Origin of the sequence: uncultured Dokdonia sp., assembly GCF_947492535.1 — a bacterium.
Lineage (GTDB): Bacteria > Bacteroidota > Bacteroidia > Flavobacteriales > Flavobacteriaceae > Dokdonia.
Window position 1 is genome coordinate 95,005 of the sequence record NZ_CANLNH010000008.1, and the last position, 18,071, is coordinate 113,075.

15 protein-coding genes are annotated in these 18,071 nt (G+C 33.7%); 2 read left to right on the forward strand and 13 right to left on the reverse strand.

Annotated features, from left to right (window positions below):
- Window positions 1–114: 114 nt before the first annotated feature.
- Window positions 115–921: a sigma-70 family RNA polymerase sigma factor gene (locus Q1A60_RS12335; protein ID WP_299766504.1), complete on the forward strand. Its 807-nt coding sequence runs from the start codon at window positions 115–117 to the stop codon at window positions 919–921.
- A gap of 7 nt (window positions 922–928) precedes the next feature.
- Window positions 929–1,357: a hypothetical protein gene (locus tag Q1A60_RS12340; RefSeq protein WP_299766502.1), complete on the forward strand. Its 429-nt coding sequence runs from the start codon at window positions 929–931 to the stop codon at window positions 1,355–1,357.
- A gap of 60 nt (window positions 1,358–1,417) precedes the next feature.
- Here the strand turns inward: Q1A60_RS12340 and Q1A60_RS12345 are convergent, their stop codons facing one another.
- From Q1A60_RS12345 to Q1A60_RS12405, 13 genes are all read right to left on the reverse strand, one after another.
- Window positions 1,418–2,875, reverse strand: a complete 1,458-nt coding sequence (locus Q1A60_RS12345; RefSeq protein ID WP_299766500.1) for an NAD(P)/FAD-dependent oxidoreductase — start codon at window positions 2,873–2,875, stop codon at window positions 1,418–1,420.
- 528 nt (window positions 2,876–3,403) lie between these two features.
- On the reverse strand, window positions 3,404–3,991 hold the full coding sequence (locus tag Q1A60_RS12350) for a 2OG-Fe(II) oxygenase (protein WP_299766498.1): 588 nt from the start codon (window positions 3,989–3,991) through the stop codon (window positions 3,404–3,406).
- A 147-nt stretch (window positions 3,992–4,138) separates the two neighbouring features.
- Complete coding sequence (locus tag Q1A60_RS12355; RefSeq protein WP_299766496.1) at window positions 4,139–4,453, reverse strand: hypothetical protein; 315 nt, start codon at window positions 4,451–4,453, stop codon at window positions 4,139–4,141.
- 24 nt (window positions 4,454–4,477) lie between these two features.
- On the reverse strand, window positions 4,478–5,692 hold the full coding sequence (locus Q1A60_RS12360) for a DUF418 domain-containing protein (protein ID WP_299766494.1): 1,215 nt from the start codon (window positions 5,690–5,692) through the stop codon (window positions 4,478–4,480).
- A gap of 459 nt (window positions 5,693–6,151) precedes the next feature.
- A complete protein-coding gene (locus Q1A60_RS12365) occupies window positions 6,152–7,576 on the reverse strand; it encodes a DUF4041 domain-containing protein (protein ID WP_299766492.1) in 1,425 nt (474 codons plus the stop codon).
- Between the two features lie 179 nt (window positions 7,577–7,755).
- Window positions 7,756–8,292 carry a hypothetical protein gene (locus Q1A60_RS12370; RefSeq protein WP_299766490.1) on the reverse strand — a complete coding sequence of 179 codons (537 nt, stop codon included), beginning with the start codon at window positions 8,290–8,292 and terminating at the stop codon, window positions 7,756–7,758.
- 158 nt (window positions 8,293–8,450) lie between these two features.
- Entirely contained in the window at window positions 8,451–9,929 is a 1,479-nt protein-coding gene (locus Q1A60_RS12375) for a tetratricopeptide repeat protein (protein WP_299766488.1), read from the reverse strand.
- 617 nt (window positions 9,930–10,546) lie between these two features.
- A complete protein-coding gene (locus tag Q1A60_RS12380; protein WP_299766486.1) occupies window positions 10,547–11,926 on the reverse strand; it encodes a S41 family peptidase in 1,380 nt (459 codons plus the stop codon).
- A gap of 128 nt (window positions 11,927–12,054) precedes the next feature.
- Window positions 12,055–12,927 (reverse strand): helix-turn-helix domain-containing protein, encoded by an 873-nt coding sequence (locus Q1A60_RS12385; protein ID WP_299766484.1) that lies wholly within the window; start codon window positions 12,925–12,927, stop codon window positions 12,055–12,057.
- Between the two features lie 268 nt (window positions 12,928–13,195).
- Entirely contained in the window at window positions 13,196–13,384 is a 189-nt protein-coding gene (locus Q1A60_RS12390; RefSeq protein WP_299766482.1) for a hypothetical protein, read from the reverse strand.
- Between the two features lie 324 nt (window positions 13,385–13,708).
- Window positions 13,709–15,262: a hypothetical protein gene (locus Q1A60_RS12395; protein ID WP_299766480.1), complete on the reverse strand. Its 1,554-nt coding sequence runs from the start codon at window positions 15,260–15,262 to the stop codon at window positions 13,709–13,711.
- Between the two features lie 212 nt (window positions 15,263–15,474).
- Entirely contained in the window at window positions 15,475–16,242 is a 768-nt protein-coding gene (locus Q1A60_RS12400; protein WP_299766478.1) for a carboxypeptidase-like regulatory domain-containing protein, read from the reverse strand.
- 745 nt (window positions 16,243–16,987) lie between these two features.
- Window positions 16,988–18,049, reverse strand: coding sequence for a glutaminyl-peptide cyclotransferase (locus tag Q1A60_RS12405; protein ID WP_299766476.1), 1,062 nt, complete (start codon window positions 18,047–18,049; stop codon window positions 16,988–16,990).
- Between the last annotated feature and the right edge of the window lie 22 nt (window positions 18,050–18,071).

Below are 18,071 nucleotides of genomic sequence, written 5' to 3' on the forward strand. Positions count from 1 at the left end.
ATATGTCTTTTTTATTGGTACCGCCAAAGGATATAATATTCCGAGACTTGCCCTGAAGATTATTCACCAGTTTTGTCACAAACCGTATCTTTTGATTGTCTAATCTAATAGCATATGGAAAACAAACTAAATCTACTCGTTAAAAAAGCAAATGAAGGTGATAAGAAATCTTTAGAGCTTGTCATTTTAGAAATGAACGATTTAGTATATAATCTATCATTAAAGATGTTACTCTTCCCAGAAGATGCTGAGGATGCGACACAAGAGATCTTAATTAAGGTGATTACACATTTAAGTACGTTTCAATATCAGAGTCAGTTTACGACTTGGGTATATCGTATCGCAACCAACTATCTAATTACGTATAAAGGAAAGAAATCAAAGCAGTTTGCGATGCCTTTTAAGGAGTATGCAACATTGATAGATTCAGGACAATCTGATACGGTGACGCATGCTAAGAATGCTGGAGAGCTTGCTCTTTTAGAAGAAGAGGTAAAAGTAAGTTGTACGCAAGGCTTATTATTGTGTTTAAACTCCAGTGATCGTTTGGTATATATTCTTGCTGAAATTCTAGAATTTACTGGAAAAGAAGGTGCAGAAATACTCCAGATAACTCCAGAGAATTTTAGAAAGAAGTTGTCTAGATCAAGAGAAAAAATACGAAATTTCTTAACAAACAAATGCGGATTGGTACGTCCAGAAAATCCGTGTCGATGTCGTAAGAAAATAGACTTTCTAACCCATCAAAAAGTTATCAATCCTGACAATCTTCGGTTTGCCCAGTTTACAAAACGAAGTATGGATTTAGTGAATCAAATTGGGGATTTAGAAAAAACAGTTGCTATTTATCGTGCTACGCCAGATATTCCTGCTCCTGAAACTATTATGAAAACCATAAAAGAAACCATTTTAATCACTTAAATGCATTATGAAATCACCTTTTAATCTCAAGCAGTTTGTTATCATCACATTATTAGTAAGTATTTGGATCAATATTTCTGAAGTGTTTAGATACTTTGTACTTGTCATGCCTCGAATAAAAACTTTTTTTCAATATCAATCAGGTATTGCAGATATGAATATGGGGATTTTTTCTATTTGGGGATTGTGGGATACGTTATTAACAGCGATTCTTGTGTTTGTCTTTTGGTTATATGCTCGATCTTTTGGGAATACAGCAAAATCTGTATGGGTCTCAGGGACTTTTGTTTGGATGGCTGTTTTTGTGATCTTTTGGGTAGCTACAGCAAATATGGGATTATCAGAATGGAGCATTCTTTTAATCACATTGCCATTGAGCCTGTTAGAAATGCTCGTAGGTGCTTGGATGGCTTCTTGGTTGTATAAGCGAGTATAGAAGAGTAGGTAATTTTCGCGAAAGCGGAATTAGGAAAGCAACAAAGAAGATGACTTGTAATTAAGTGTCTTTCCTTTTTAAAACCCGCCCTCTAGGCTCATTCCCTTCATGGAGTACAATATCAGAGTGTAAAAACTGTGCAGCATCTGCCGAGTCTTTTACTTTGGAAGCACTGCGTGCTAACATTTCTGCTTCAAAGTCAGTTAATACACTTTTTCGTATACCTACATCTCTCCAACCAGATAAAGGTCTACAGCCTCTTGAAATTCCTCTGGCGATTGCTAAGGCATCTAATAATGCTTGATTAGCTCCCTGCCCTTTAAACGGGCTCATAGGATGTGCGGCATCACCTATCAGCGTTACTTTTTCTCCTTTTTGTAATAACTCTGGCGTAAGAAGCTCTCGATCGTAGACTGGATATCCAGAAATTTGTGTTGGATAGGTAGCTTCCATAATCTGAGGAATGGGGTCATGCCATTGAGTTCTGCGACATGCTTCTTCTTTTAATGCTTCAGCTCCTTTTGCACTCAAAACTTGTGCTTCTTTTTCAGACATAGGAAAACTCAATTGCCACATAATAGCGTCTGAAGTAAATGGCATCATATAGATGCGTTCGTTACCATTGGCTGTTTGAAATACAGTGGCTGAGTCGAGTAGGGGACTCTCCATATCTTTGAGTGATTCTAGCGGACAAATACCCAAAATGACAATACAATCTAAGTAGCGTAAAGGAGTTATGTCTTCGCCAATGAGGAGTTTTCTAATTGTACTACGAATGCCATCTGCGCCCACAACAAGATCAGCTTTGGTATTTTTTATCACTCCATTTACTTGAAAACTTAATTGTATACTTTCATCTTCATTGTCTTTAAAACCTATAAGCTGGTGTCCCCATTGTACGGCTTCATGTCCGTTAAGTTGTTCTAATAAAGCTAGACGTAAGGATTGTCGTGCGATATGGACATTGGTACGTTTTGGAGTCGTTTTTACATCAGATTCTACCCATTTTCTCATACCCCATTCGCCAAGTATTTTTCCTTCGGTGGTATGTACCACATGTCTTGTGGAGACCACACCTTCTTTTAAGGTAGTAATTCCAAATCCTTGAATGGCTTTACTGGCTTGCTGCAAGGTAAGACCATAGCCTTGCGATCGTTGGTCAAAACTGTTATCTCTTTCATACAGCGTAAAAGGAATCTTACGATGTAAGCAAGCAACAGCTAAAGCTACACCAGCAATCCCTCCGCCAATGATAGCTACGTGTGGGTAATTTTCTATATCCGGTATGGGATAGGTGTCTGATGGGAGTAATCCAGATCCAGCACAGTGAGGGCAAGGATATAATTTGCCTTTCGGCGAAATGGGTGCTATGCCTTTTCCATCTGTTTTTTCAAATTCTTCTAAAGCCTTTTGATGCTGGAGTCGTACTTTTTTGCGTATACGTCGTCTTTTTTTGCCATGTCCTTTACATTCTTGGCATATTGTCCAGCTACCTTTTTCGTGTTCTTTCTCTTTCATATGTTCTTAGGAAATACAACGTATAGCTTTAGGGTATTTTTTTACTATGAAGTGATTTAGACTTTTTCCTATTCGCTATAAAAATGTTCTTTTTTATTCAATTTTCGTCTTTTTATTATTTCGTAGCGCTGCTATGAAATGCAAAAAACGCTTCAATTGATCAAAAAATCCCTATTTTTCACTTGAATCAAAGAAGTTTAAATCACTTCTATTTGAAATAACAGGTCTTCTACTTTATTTTATAAATATAACTTAAAATAGGAACGTGGCAGTATAGGTTTTACCGTTACGCTTTTCCTTTTGGTCATGAACCTGCCTACAGGCAAGCAGGAGCGTATTTAGAAAAACACATCAAATAAAGTGTAAAAGTTTGTTATGTCGTTTTTAATCTCCTCTCCCTCTAGGAGAGGATTAAGGTGAGGGTTTTTGTTGTAGAAACCTCTCATTACTGAAGTAATTTCAGAATGACGTAATTAGATTCCTTTTATAGAAAACCTTGTTGAGATATAACGAAGGGAGTTCTATACGCTACCTAAACGGAGGTCCAGAAACCCAACCTACAATCGATTGGCGTGTACCTTTGGTGATAGGGGTAACGCGATGGATAATAAAGGAAGGGAAAATAATAATCGTTCCTTTTTCTCGTGGGGCATTTACGATCTTTTGATTGATCATAAATTGTAGATCACCTCCTTCATACTCATCTGGATCTGACAATTGAATAGTCATGCTTAATTTTCGAGCTGAAATTTCTCCTGCGCCAAAATCTAAATGCCAATCAAAAAAGTCACCTTCAGAATATCTGGTGAGTTGTAATTCTTGATGGAACCCTAATAAATCAAACCAATAGCGTTCATTGTTACAATGCATGGCTAGGTCTGCTAGTTTTTTATAGATCCACTCGTTTTCTGGGATATGATCTATAAACATTACCGAACTTTTTCGAAGCTCTTCATCTGGTTGTCCTTTGCCAGAGACCGTAGCTTCTATCGTTTTGTTATCATCCCAGAAATTAAGAATTCTGTCTATTTCATGAGGGAGAAATAGCCCTTGATAGTAGATATATTCAGCAAAGTTATGTTTAAGTGGAAGGCCAAATGAATAGTTTATGGACATAGCTTAGTGTATGATGTTAAGTAAATATGCAATTTTAAAATAATCTCATCCATCAAATACTTGGATTGATACGGGATGAAAGTACACTATTCACCTCGATTCATTTCAAGGGTTTTTACCTGTTTTTTACTTAGGTTTTACGAAGTGTTAATTTCTACGTATCAACTCTGAAGATTCTGGATCTTCTTCTTTCCAGGAATTTTCTAACAGTTTATAGAATATGTAGCAACATAAAATTCCAAATGGCAGTAGTATGATGCCTAATAATATATCATTAATAGTATCTATAAATCCTGGCGAAATAAATTCTGATGCAATACCTAGAATAAGACCAAAGAGTAGGGTACCTGCGTAGTAAGCGATAATTCCTAGAATGGCAAATCCCCACTTACTCCTATTATGCGCTTCTGCAAGTTTGTAAAAATATTTACCAATCCAATAGAGTAGTAATAATGATAACATAGTTTTTGTTTTTTCTAAATATAACTAAATTCTCTCCTTTTTTATAGGGAAGTTTTTAAAGAAAGTAAGACTACGCCATACCCATTCTAAAGGACCATATTTATAATGCTGTAGCCAGATTTTGCTTACCCAAACTTGTAGTATAATTAATACAATGGCTATTAAAAATGTGAATGTATTTATGAATCCCAAAAAACCAAATCCCCAACCATAGAACAATAGTGTTCCTAATATGCTTTGCATGACATAATTGGTTAAAGCCATTCTTCCGTAAGGAGCTAGTTTTACTAACCATTTTTCGACCTTCATTTTTCGATACAACATCACAAAGAGCGATAAATAGATAAACGTCATCGCTACATTATTTAAATCATATCCTGAAAGCCCAATCATGGCTGTCCAACTATTCATTTGTGGTTCTTGTGCCATACTCATAAAAGCGCCAGCGGAAATGCCCAGTGATACGACAAACAAAATAAGGGAGTAGATCAATACTTTTTTTGTGAATTTTTTGCTTTCGCGAAAGCGTGTAAAGAAACCTGACCGTCCTACATACAAGCCTATAAGAAAGAATGCAAACGTAAAATACCCACGCCCAAAGATCCCATATTGGAAATTCATTTTATCCAAATGACCTTGCCAGCTATTGGTTGCAAATACATCTAAAATGCTTCCATTCTTTAGAATGTTGTAATAATCTGCAACATGTGTACTTTCCATATCCATAGGATTGACATCTAGAAATAAATGTTCGCCTTTTGTGAGATAGAACACACTATATCTCCCAAGTCCAAGAAATAGTAGTGCAGCTACTCCTAATACCCATTTATTATTCGCTTTATAAAACGGAATTAATAAAATACCAAGCATGGCATAAATGGTTAAGATATCGCCTCTATAAAATAGACTGTGTATATAGCCGATGGCTAAGAGTACTAGTAATCGCCATAGAAACCTTCCGCCAAAGGCTTTTCCTTTTTTAGCACCATTATCCATTTGAATAAAGAAACTAAGACCGAATAAAAAGGAAAATAGGGCAAGGAACTTCCCTCGCATAAAAATGCCTATAAAGCCATCTATGATTTGATCTGATAACAAAACGCTTACGGCTTCGTTATGATTTGGCGGCGCTCCTGCGCCCAAATATTGTTCTACCATGTGGCAGATTAAGATCCCTGCGAGTGCAAACCCACGAAGGGCATCAATGATTTCAATTCTAGGTAATTTTGATGAAGACATACTGATTTTGATTGATGTTAATTAACTAAAATTATATATAAAGTTTTAATAGTTTTTCTTCTTTTTCTCTAGTATAATAAGGGGTTTTCGTTAAAAATTTTTGAAACCTTGGAAAAAATTTAGAAAACTTCTTATGGTTTTTCGCCTTAAGCGAAAAAATACCTAAGAAAAAGTGTCTTTTCTTTTGGTTCTGTTTTCTTTGGACAAGCAAAGAAAATGAACAATATTGCCGATTATGAAATTATTAAGTTGAAGTATAATTAGAATTAAACTAAGAACTCCTTAATTATTTATATAGTACTCACGTTATTTATATTTTTTATGCTACTTCCTATTGGTAGGAAAGTTCGCGAAAAACATTTTGAACGCTATCATACCGTTGTTTATCATACAACTATCATAGCGCTTTCTAAATGTAGTAAAAGAAAATGAACCTTTACGAGAAGTGGTTGTGTTTTCTCAGAATAAGCTGTCAGGATATTTTTCAATTTCATTTTCCGCTTGTTCGTTTTTCTCCTGTTCTATTTGTTTTATTATTGATTGTGTTTCTCTGAATTGTTGAGCTTCTGAAACTTTAATAAAGTCAATTTCTTTCTCGTATTTGTTTTTGATAACTTGTTCGATTTCATCCAATGTTACATTAAAATATTCTTTCCTATAATTAACTTTATTAATACGTCTATCGTCAAACTCTTTATGTAATAAATTTTCAAGTTCTGGTGCATTTTCTGAGAATATCATTGCGTGTAAATCAAATGTAAAAGGTACAGAAGCATCTCCTAATTCTTTTACTCTATCCATTGGTTCAAGTCTTCTCGTCATACCAATTTTATATACATTCTCTCCAAATGAACCAAGGTTTGAAATTATATAAACGTGTCCAGATTTTGTTTCTTGAGCTCTTGAAATTGCTCTTTCTTTTGCTTCGTGAGCTTCTTTTAAGTTTTGTTCTAATTGAGAGATTTGAGAATTTAATTCGCTGAGTTTTTCTCCGCTAACTAATCCTAAATCTTTTTTTGCCTTTTCTAACGCTTTTTGATAACGTTTTTCCTCCATTTCTGCATCTTTTCTTGCTTTTTCAAATTCACGTTGAGCTCTTTCTTCTTCTCGCTGTTGTGTTCTTATTTCTCTTGCTTCTTCTTTTTCTTGATATTTTTTGTGAGCTAATTCATAGACCAAGTGAAGTTCATCTAGTTTTAACTTTAAATATTTGTCAGTTAGAAATGTATTATTTGATTTTCCAAGCTTATTGATTGCATTAAAAGCTTTTTTTATTCTTTCTTCAAAACGTTTGACATTATTCCAGCGGACTTTAGAAATTAATGAATCGCATTCTCCATTAAATGCTCTCAAAGTTAAATTGATATATCTTCGAGTCATTATTTCTCCTTGTTTTCGACTATTTCCAACTACCCATTCTGTGTTACAAACACAAGCATTACCACCTTTTATAAGTTGTTTTTGTTTGTTTACAACATCTGTTATTTTTTCTTTGTATTCCTCTGAAGTTTCTAAATCAAAAATCGGTTCGTAAATTCCGAGTTCAATGAATTCTAAGTCATTTTTATAGATTTTAATATCTTTTTCTAATTCTTTAAAGATTGATTTGGCATTAATAAACTTATCATTTAATTCTGTTGCGTTAACTTGAATTTCTGAAAGTTCTTTGTTTTTTGATTGAATCTCACTCTCAATAGATAGGATTCCTCTAAATCTTTCCAAATCTGAATTAAGTTTATTATTTTCCTCAATTTTAGCAAATATTTTTGCACTCTTATTTTCGATTTCAGAAGTTAGTTTGGTTTTCGCTTTTTTACATTGATTTATTACAATGAAAAGTGAAACTCCTAAAATTAAAATTGTGATTATTAATCCTATTTCCATTTGGTTAATTGGGTTTTCTTTTATTTATTAAAACGGTCTAGAATAACCGCCAGTTACGGATTTATATGTGTTAATTTTTGGTTTAGCACAGAGATTAGCAATTCCGAGTAGATTCAGACGTAGTTAAATTTATCGTAATTGTGTTTATATATTGTAGGTATTGGTATTTTTCTATTTTACTAATTAATTTCATCAACAAGAACATAATTTGATAATAATTCTGAGTTGTAATTATATCCAATTATAATTCTAAAATTTTTCAAATTCCATTCTCTTAACTGACCACTTGGTGATTCGTTAATTTGCATTAAATCATATTTAGAGAATTCTGCACCAACTAAATCTGTTTCTCCTAACTCTGCGAAATATTTATCTACAAGTACTTTTATTGCTCTTTCTTCACGATTGTTTTGAGATAGATATAGAGATTTTGTTCCGTTATTATTGTCAGTCAGGCTTATATAGTCGAATTCAGTTTCATTATTGTCCGCTTGCCAATCAGATATTTTAATTGCTCCTGCAATTTCTTCGTTTAAAGAGATTTCAGAAGATTCCATTTCTTCATGTTTAAAGGAGTATGGATTAATTCCTAATTTATTAAGTAGTTCTCTTTGACCATCCTTGTTTAAATACTTTAATTTTCGTTCAGTTTTTCCGTCTGTGTAGATTGGTTCAGTTGATGTGTTTTTAGGTTTTAAGAAATCAAATAATCCCATAGAATTCTGTTTTTTTTGTATTAGAGACAACGGTCTCGGCTATAATTTCGTTGTGAAATTATGCACATATTCCGAAGAAATCCAGCTGTTTACTTTATAATTTTATTTTGGTATGGCACAAAACCACAATGAATTATAGCCATTGTCGTACTTTGTCTTTATAATTCTAGGTCAATATCAAGCTTTCCAATTTCAATGTTAATTTTTTTAGCCATTCTTTTAGCTTCTGCTATGTAAATTCGAAATTCTTCTTCCGAAACAAAATTTCTATATGTTTCAAGCAAATCCCGATTTTTTATATAATCAGTATCATTAAAAGCTCGATTGTAAACAAATGCCAAGTAATCATATAAAATAAAAGCTTTTGTATTTCCAAGTGCTCTAGATACATCTGCAATATTACCAGCTTGTACTCCAATATTGTTCAAGGTTTTTGTTTCAACTAGTAAGTCTAGACCTTTTTTACTATGAAAAAAGGCCTTTTCGTTATAGCCTAACGCAAAATAAGCTCTTCCAACAGCACTATGAGTAATTGCCATTCCGTAATCGTTTTGACTTATTTTAAAATTTTCCAAAGCTAAGATGTATAGTTGTAAAGCATCCTCAACGAAACCTTGTTTTCGTTTTATTATTGCTGTATTATATTGGGCTCTCGCTGTTGCTACATTGTCATTAATTTCTTCAGCAATTTTAGAAGCTTGAGTATAATAATTTAGAGCTAATGTGTCGTTATTTTTTTCAAATAATCGATTATAATAAATCATTCCTAAATTGTTATAGGTGTTCAGTAATCCACGTTTTGATTTATTTTTGGTATAAAGGTTTAATGAAGAATTATATAAATCAATAGCTTTGAAAAACTCTCTATCAAATTGAAAATTTTTTGCCTTTTGAAAGAGTATCTCAGCTTCTAATACTTCTTTTTTGTCTATGTTTTTTAAACAATTCTTTGCTTTTGTTAAATAGATATTTGCACTATCTGTCTTATGTTCCCATACATTTATTGTCCCAAGTTTTAAATAATATTCGACTTTTAATTTATTATCTGCATATTTCAGAGACTTTTCTTCATTTAAAAGAGTACTTTTTGCTAATTCAAAATCAGATTTTGTTATATATAAGTCAGCTAACATTACTTTTAAACTTAAGAGTTCACTTTCATCACCATAATTTTCCGTGAACAGATTATCGTTTTGATTTAAACGAATTAATATTTGTAAAATATCTTCTGTTTCCTCTAGATTATCTGGGTTAAGAATTTGTTGTTGTACTTTAATTTTAGCTAATGCATAATGAATAGTAGGAGCCATTTGCTTATCAGAATTAACCTCAAGTAAAACTTTTTCTGCTCTTTTTGCCTTGCCTTCTGAAAGTAATTCAGATGAATACTCTCTATATGTATTGATAATTGTATTCCTAGACATTCTATTTTTTATAGATTTACTCCACTCATATACTGGTAAAACTGAAGCTAGAATTAGTGCTGGTACTCCAACAAATTTTATAATTCGTTGAAATTTTTCATATCCTTTTAGGAATTTACCTTTTTTCTTTTCAGGATATGCTCGATTTAGAATTTCCTTTATATCCTTAAGAGAATTTTCATGAGAATTATCTTCTTTATTATTGGTTTCCATAGTTAATTCAAATGAAGTACAACTAGTTTATATCATTACCTATACGCAATTTCTATTGTATAGTATCACTTACAAAACTACAGTAAATTTTAATAGATAATGATGTAGTTTGTTGTTTATTAAGGTGTTTCAAATATGGGTTAGCAATTGTAATCGTATATAACCGTTAAAAACGATTAGGATGTGTTGTAAATATATAAGTTAGTCATCCTATTTTGTTACGGGTTTCCATATTTAGTGTAAAACTTGCTGAGAATGTTTTCGCGCAAGCGGAATTTAAAATAAGAGAAGAGAGAAGAGAGAAGAGAGTATAGAATATAGATTTCTATTCGTTCCTAATCTATAGGAACCGTTTTATACTATAAAGATGTTTTGTCGTCATTCTGAACTTGGTTCAGAATCACAGTATATGTTTTAATTTCTCTATATGATGTGAACCTGAAACGAGTTCAGGTTGACATATGATTTCAGGATATGATACAGAAGTATAACAAAAATATAGACGCTTACCTACAGACTTTTCTGGAAAATATAAAAGCCATTTCGTTACGAAATGGCTTTTACTAGTTCAGCTATTGTGGTGCATTGAGTGTTCAAGGTAGCTGAATGATTGTATTCTATTTTTTCTGTAGTGCTTTTTCAAGGTTTTCTTGAAATACCTGAAGATCTGGGGAGTTGTCTGCAGTGGCAAGTGCGACTGCTTTCTTATAATTTTTTATAGACTCTTCATACTTGCCAATTGTCATTAATCCTTCGGCATAGCTATCAAATACATTAGCTGATTCGGGATGTAACACCGTATTTGCTTTAAATATACACACAGCAATTTTAGGTTTTTTATGCTCCATCATATATTGATAGCCTAAGGCATTGATTTCCCAATCTTGTATCATTCCTTTTTCCTCACAGTCTTTTAGGATAGCTAGGATTTCTTTTTCAGAATTTGCTGGATTATAGGTTTCTAATTTTGATAGAAGAGTTGCGAATGTATTGGTGTATCGTTCTTTAATTTTTTCTCTGTAGTGATCGGCTGCTTTTTTAGCCAATTCATGCGTTTTACTAAAGGATTCGTCAGCTGTTACTTTGATTTCTGGAACGACACCTACACCTTCCCAGTTTGTTTTTGTAATGGGATTAATGGCTTTACCCGTAGGAATAAAAACGCTTAAAGATTCATTGATAGGTCTAGTGCCTCCTGGATTTGCTCCGCCGCCTGTAGTTTGTCCTACGAGGGTGGCACGTTTTTGTGTTTGCATATTATATGAAAACTCCTCAGCGCCTGAAAACGTTCTGTTACTTGTAATTACAAATAGAGGGATGTCAATCATTTTAGTACCATCTACATCATCAAGTGTATAGAAATCAATGGTTTTGTCTTCTTCTCTAAAGTATAGGCTATTTAAGTGAACACCTCCTTTGAAAAAATAGCTACACAGGTATTTTACCATTTCAGGATCTCCACCCCCATTTTTACTTAGGTCTATGATGACAGCATCTGTATTTGCGATTAATTTCATGTAGGCATCTGCAATAGGTTTCCCTTCTTGGAAGTAGGTGAAGCCTCTTAAATCTATATAGCCTACGTTGCCTTCCAATACTTTTACAGTATTAAATCCTGCATTGTATTCCTTTTTTCTTTTGAGGCTATATAATTTTTCTTCAATGATTCGTTCGGGTGTCATCACAGGCGCTTCATATGGAGGTTGATTCATAATCCTCATATGTTTGTCCTTATTAATGGATTGCACAGATTCTGTAAGGGCATTAGCAAAGCTTTCATTTGTTTTAAATGCATCAAAATGACCTGCCTTCAATTGTTTCTTTATATGTGCTTCTGTGTCTTTGGCTATATCAGGAAAGACATATAAATCGTTCATGAGTGTAGACAAGGTATTAATGACCTCTTCTTTGTAGGTATTGCTTAGATCTTGTGAATATGTAGTTGTATGAAATAGAGCACATATAAAAAGGAGAAATAGGTATTTACGAATAATCATCTTTGTTTTAATTTTAAATATGAATTTGTATAAAATTAAAGAAGATGAGTATTAAAAAATTGTAAAAAAGTAAACCTTAATCACGAAGCTCTATTACATAATGTGGATTAAAGAAAACCATCTAAACATTACGCTACAATAGGATCATATTGATGGGTAAATCGTTTAGAAATATTAAGATTGGTAATTTCGATTAGGTTTGATTTTTGAGCAAAAAACTTAAAAGGGGTTGTTTTAAAAATTGCGTTGAAGTCTTTAATGAAATGTGCTTGATCATAAAACCCTGCTTCTAAACCAATCGTAGTGAGATTTACATCAGGAAACTCTTTTCTGAGTTGAAGGATTCTATTCATGCGCCATATTTGCGATACTTTCTTAGGCGAAAGTCCTACTTTGTTTATAAAGTGCTTGTGTAGGGTAACTTTACTTACCTTAAATTCTTCAAATAATTCACTGATTCTAATGCTTCCATGTCTAAACATAATGAAGTTTAGTTGCGCTCTCAACGTCTCATCGACAGACATTGTTTTTGATAATAAGAGGTCGGTAAATTCATTGATAAGTTGTTCTTGTATAATGGCTTTACTTTCGGTGGCAATTTGTCGTATGAGTACATGTGATGTCTTCTCAAGCGTGAAGATATTTTCAAGTGCTATGATGCTGTCATTAAAATCAATAAGCGGATTCTTAATAAGATTAGCAAATGCAAAAGGTTTAAACCGAACACCAGTAATGGTAAGGGCACTGTTTGATTTAAAACTTAATAAGGTATTTGTTTGCCCTATAAAATAAGCGCCTGGTATTAGCTGCATCCATTTGGTTTGTGTGTTGCATCGTACAACACATGGAGCATCAATAAAAATGATATTAAAGGTACAGGTAGGGAGAAACATCTCTAGTGGATCTTTTGTCAATTGCTCATCAGAAAAGACATGCCAATAGCTTTCCACATGATGTGAAAATAAATGATCTGGTAATGTTTCTCTGTACGCTATATTCATCTAGAAAAGCTGCGGAATGTAGTGATAGGTACTATATTCTTATTGTATGTTACATTTTGTGTACTAAAAATACGATTTTTGGATTGCATTACCGTTCGTCACACTATTTTTATAGCGATTGTACTTACATCTATTTATTTTGTGTTTTAGCACTTATCTTAGATGTGTATTCAATGAGAAAATAAAACACAAAGAAACGACTCCAATACAGTTTGTAGAACTGTTTGGTTAGTGTGAAGTAATTTATGGGATAGCTAATAGTTAGCGGTTAATTACACAATCCGTCACCGTAATCTTCATTCGTCCAACTAATACATCTTTCTGCACAATCACAAGAAGAATACATTGGGCAATCTGCATCACTTTGACAAGAACTATAGTGTGCCCCAGAAATTGATTGTAATTCGTTTTTGCTTAGAATACGTACTCCGTCTATTTTTAACATGCTTTTTTTCATAATTGTTTGATTTTATGATGGTATTCTAAAGATACGTTTATTTTGTAAGATACTGTATTTTAATGTGTTAATGTTTTCATGTGCATTTTGAGGAAGAATACTTTTTTTATTTGCCTTCTAACTTCAATAGGCTCAGAACGACATTTCGCGAAAGCGGAATTGAAATGAAGATTAACGATTGTAGATTTTTGATTGCTGATTTTTGAATGTAGTTGACTTCTTTAGTAAGTATACTAAACAAAGAAGTAACTATATGTGATATAGACATAAAATAAAAGCCATTTCATAACGAAATGGCTTTAGATATATACTATTGTTTGTTAGTTATTCAGGTAATTCAATGCTTTCATAAGCACCTAGATCTGGAGCGGTTGTTCTATTGACACCTTTGATGTCTAGTGGAAATTGGTTGGCAGCACTCTGGAGAGCCTGTCCGTTTCCAGCAGTTTCTTCGCCTACTTGTAGCAAGTTATTAAACTCGTCTTGGAAGTCAGGATCTCCACCACGTATAATATCTGTATATAGCGTGGTATTGGTAAAATCAAAAAACGGATCATCTTCAAAATTCCCAAAGGTATCGTCAAAACGTATTTGTGTATTCCTAAAGTTATAATTTAATAGAGCTCCATCTTCTTGATTAAACCCAAGTTCTTCTCCTTGATTTCCGTAGATAATACAATTTGTAAAATTAGCTTCTTGTAAATCACCTACAAACAGTGTTTCTCCTGCAATAAAAGAGTTATCTAAAAATACAGCGGGTGTATTTCTAAAACTCTGTGTCCAATAGTTAGCAAACGTACAATGTGTAAAATTGTAAACCCCTCCTAATTGAACGAGCATGGCAAACTGTCCACAATTATTGATGACTAGATTAGAACCTTCTACATTAGAAAAGCGATTTAATAATCCTGCAGCAGAGGCATTATAGATTTGTGTATTGCTTATCGTAAGATTAGGATTTCCTGTTTGTACGTTAGATTCATTGAGAATTCCTACGGTTGCATTTTTTATGGTAGCATAGTCAACTTCGTTATTGATACTTCCATCGGTAAGTAAGATGGTTCCCCATTGTCCAGGCGTTTCAGAAAAGGACGGTTCTAAACGATCTCCTTCAAAGATGACTTCATTTTCCATAAGTTCGGGATCACTGCTTAAAGCGCCATTTACATCTAATGTTCCGTTATCACCTACAATAATTCCACTGTCGGCATGAAAGTGGATACGAGCACCGGGTTCTATGGTTAAGGTTTTGGGTGTATTTCCATCAGGACTCCCCACAGCCATATAGCCATAGATAACATAAGGTTTTTCGTTAGTAAAGGTGAGTTCTTCATCCGTTAGAAAACGACCTTCTAAGGTAGTTTCTACACCATTTATAGTGAGTGTTTCTACCATGCCTGTTTCTCCATCGCGATCGGCAAATAAGAATATTGCATCTTTTATAAGCGTAACCAGTTCTACTTTTTGCTGATTGGCTCCGCTATCAAATTCGATAGCTTCCGTATTTAAAAACTCTAAACTTCCGGCACCTACTTCGTTAATATCTGTAGTGGTTTCTACAAATACAAAGATGCTATCCTTAGCTAGGATTTCTACGTTTTCAAAAGTACGCCCTGCCACGCCATCTATATTGAGACGGTAATCAGAATCTTCACCTGTCGTTAAGCGTACATTTGGGATATTAATGGTCTCATCTGTATCATTATAGACTTTAAAATTATACGTACTAGAACCAATATTAGTAAATACGGTATCTAAGAAAATAGTGTCTCTAGAAAAACGTAAGTCTCCAGTACTAGGTGTCGTTTCGAAATCATTACGACATGAACTTACTAAAATGATACAAGCTAATAAGAGTAAAGTATAAATACTGCGCATTCAGATAAATTTTATTGGCACCGCCAAAGGGTTTAATATTCCGAGGTTTAGCTCGAAATTAAAATTCAGTTTCGTATAAATGCCTCGTTGCGTTGCCCCGAGGTAGTTTACAACAAATATAACTTTTTAGCCTGTGCAATATTGCCTATTCGTACGATTACTTTTTAGTGCTATGTAGCAGAATCTCTTTTTTCTATATTCTTATCTGTTTTTTATGAATGTTTTGTAGGTGTTTTTCCCGATTCTTTCAAACGAAGTTTGCCCATTATGATTATTTGTTCTTCTCTAAGGATTGTATCAAGAATCGTATTTATAGTTGCAGTCATAAAATGTAGTTCAGTTATTTTAACTTCTATAGTTTTATATCCCACATAAGAGAAGATAAGTACATCTCCGGTAGTTACTTCTAGTTCATAATTACCATCAAAATCTGTTTGCGTGCCTTTATCAGTTCCCTTTATATATATGTTTGCGCCAGGTAATGGCCCTGATTCTTCAGAAACAGTTCCTTTTATGATACGGGTCTGCTGTTTTTTCAGTGTGTCTTGCATATTTTGCTTTAACGCTTCACTCTCCCTATGGTCGTGAATCTCACGAGTTCGATTTCGCGAAAGCGAACTAATCCCTAAACTCTTATAATTTCCATCGGTTTGCTCTGTAGGGGTTGTATTGCTTTGAGCTTTTATTTCTTGTGTGGCAAGTATCGTAATAGGTAATAGAAGCGAAGCAGCATAACTCAACCAAGATTTATTTTCTTTACGTTGTAATTGAATAGGCCGATCTAACTGACTTTTTGTAAATCGCCCACATAAGTATCCTCCTTTTTTTGCTGTTTTATATATGTGTTCATCAGTAACTTTTGTAAAATCAATGACTTCTTTTTCACATACAGCACAGTGTTTTCCTTTTTGAGTAAGTGTCATTGTTGCCCAATCTTCATGGCAAGGTTCAGGAATGGTAATGGTGATTGATTTCTTCATGGGTATTCGTTTTAACATTGTCAAACCTAGCACTTTTACAAGCTTCATAAAACCATGAATGAGGGAATAGGGTGTTTTAGTGAGGGAATGGGAGGGAAGGTTTCTGATTTCTGATTGGAGATTGTGAATTTTTGAATTAAAAAATGTCGCATAACGGTTTACTCTAGAAAGAAGAGATTTGAGGTGTGTTGTTTCAGATGTATTTAGAACAAAGTTTCATGTTCCCTCCCTTCCGTCTGTATTTCGTGCCTCAATCCATCCACCTTCCCTCGCTGAGGGAAGGAGCTTTTGCATTGATGATTAGTTTATATACGCTTTCGCGAACCTGTCAACTGGCAAACAGGAGCGTACTAGGAAATTATAACATTTGAGTATTCCCTCCTAGAAAGGAGGGTTAGGGAGGTGTGATTACTATTATTAAATCAAAACTAAAAAATAGAGTAGTGCTCTAAAATAGAGCAATACTCTATTTGTAGTGTGGAGCTTTGTATATGCTTTTATGCAAGATTGTATGTTCTCTCCCTTCCGTCTGTATTTCGTGCCTCAATCCATCTACCTTCCCTCGCTGAGGGAAGGAGCTGATTATTAGATATAATTGTGCTAGAAGGTTTCTCTTTTTTGGTTTAGAAACCTTAGTTTCCTCGCTATGAAGAGTGGAGTAATGGGTGTGTTTTTTAAAAAGTAAGGTGATTGAGTGATTTTCGCTTTAAGCGAAAATAGTATCGAAATCACCGACTATAAAAACCTACTTCTCAAAAATCTCAATTTCAAAAAGGGTATTCCAGTGTTTTCCAGTAACAAAAAGACGGCCTTCATTGGCCTTATATGCAATTCCGTTTAATACTTCATTTTGAGGATCTAGACCACTTTGTACTTCTTTAGGTAAGGAAGTAAGATCAATCAATCCTTCTATGGCTCCTGTGGTAGGATCTATAATCGCGATACTCGCAACTTGATAGGTGTTGGCATAAATCTTACCATCTATAAATTCTAGTTCGTTAAATGCTTTAGAAACACTTTTGTGATTGGTTGGTTCTATATAACTCTGCTCAGCAAGTGTATTAGGATCTAATGTCCATATTTTAGTAGATCCGTCAGATTTATAGACCTTAGTACCATCATTACATAATCCCCATCCTTCTTTACTTTTATTATACGTAAACGTTCCTGTTTTTTCAAAGTCTGATAGGTTATAAATAAAGCCAGTATTTTCTTTCCAGGTAAGTTGATAGATTTTATCATTATATACAGTCAATCCTTCTGCAAAATAGGCATTATCCATTTTTACTTCTTGTAAAACGTCACCTGTTTTATAGTCTACCTTACGAAGTTTAGATTCTCCATATTTACCAGCGCTTTCATATAAGGTATCGCCTACAAACTCTAACCCTTGTGTATACGAATCGGTTTTATGAGGAAAACGATTTACAATTTTGTATCCATATATTTTTGGGGCCTTGTCATTAAGTACTGAAATAGTAGTTTTTAGATTTATGCTCTCATTTGGAAAGTATATAGTAACAGAAACTTTTTTACGACCTAAGGTTGGCGTTTGTATTTTTGTAGTATAGTCTTTAATTGCCGTCGTTTTATGTAATCTTTTACCATCTATTGCATAGACAATAGAGTCTATGTCATAATTTTTTTTGGCTGTAATTGAAAAAGAAATTTCTTCTCCATTGGTAATTGCATTTTTAGCTTTTGAAGTTTTTAGGGTATAGTTTCCAGATAAATTTTTTGTATCTCCACAAGAGTAAATTAAAACAGATAAACTAAGCAAACAGAGGGTCTTATATAGCGATGTCATAGGTGTCAAATTTGAATGGCAA

Excerpts from the sequence above, each read along its gene's own strand:
- Q1A60_RS12355 (WP_299766496.1), bottom strand. The coding sequence starts at position 4,453 with ATGTTATCATTATTACTACTCTATTGGATTGGTAAATATTTTTACAAA.
- Q1A60_RS12385 (WP_299766484.1), bottom strand. The coding sequence starts at position 12,927 with ATGAATATAGCGTACAGAGAAACATTACCAGATCATTTATTTTCACAT.
- Q1A60_RS12395 (WP_299766480.1), bottom strand. The coding sequence starts at position 15,262 with ATGCGCAGTATTTATACTTTACTCTTATTAGCTTGTATCATTTTAGTA.
- Q1A60_RS12365 (WP_299766492.1), bottom strand. The coding sequence starts at position 7,576 with ATGGAAATAGGATTAATAATCACAATTTTAATTTTAGGAGTTTCACTT.
- Q1A60_RS12400 (WP_299766478.1), bottom strand. The coding sequence starts at position 16,242 with ATGAAGAAATCAATCACCATTACCATTCCTGAACCTTGCCATGAAGAT.
- Q1A60_RS12360 (WP_299766494.1), bottom strand. The coding sequence starts at position 5,692 with ATGTCTTCATCAAAATTACCTAGAATTGAAATCATTGATGCCCTTCGT.
- Q1A60_RS12340 (WP_299766502.1), top strand. The coding sequence starts at position 929 with ATGAAATCACCTTTTAATCTCAAGCAGTTTGTTATCATCACATTATTA.
- Q1A60_RS12405 (WP_299766476.1), bottom strand. The coding sequence starts at position 18,049 with ATGACATCGCTATATAAGACCCTCTGTTTGCTTAGTTTATCTGTTTTA.
- Q1A60_RS12335 (WP_299766504.1), top strand. The coding sequence starts at position 115 with ATGGAAAACAAACTAAATCTACTCGTTAAAAAAGCAAATGAAGGTGAT.
- Q1A60_RS12380 (WP_299766486.1), bottom strand. The coding sequence starts at position 11,926 with ATGATTATTCGTAAATACCTATTTCTCCTTTTTATATGTGCTCTATTT.
- Q1A60_RS12350 (WP_299766498.1), bottom strand. The coding sequence starts at position 3,991 with ATGTCCATAAACTATTCATTTGGCCTTCCACTTAAACATAACTTTGCT.
- Q1A60_RS12375 (WP_299766488.1), bottom strand. The coding sequence starts at position 9,929 with ATGGAAACCAATAATAAAGAAGATAATTCTCATGAAAATTCTCTTAAG.
- Q1A60_RS12345 (WP_299766500.1), bottom strand. The coding sequence starts at position 2,875 with ATGAAAGAGAAAGAACACGAAAAAGGTAGCTGGACAATATGCCAAGAA.
- Q1A60_RS12370 (WP_299766490.1), bottom strand. The coding sequence starts at position 8,292 with ATGGGATTATTTGATTTCTTAAAACCTAAAAACACATCAACTGAACCA.
- Q1A60_RS12390 (WP_299766482.1), bottom strand. The coding sequence starts at position 13,384 with ATGAAAAAAAGCATGTTAAAAATAGACGGAGTACGTATTCTAAGCAAA.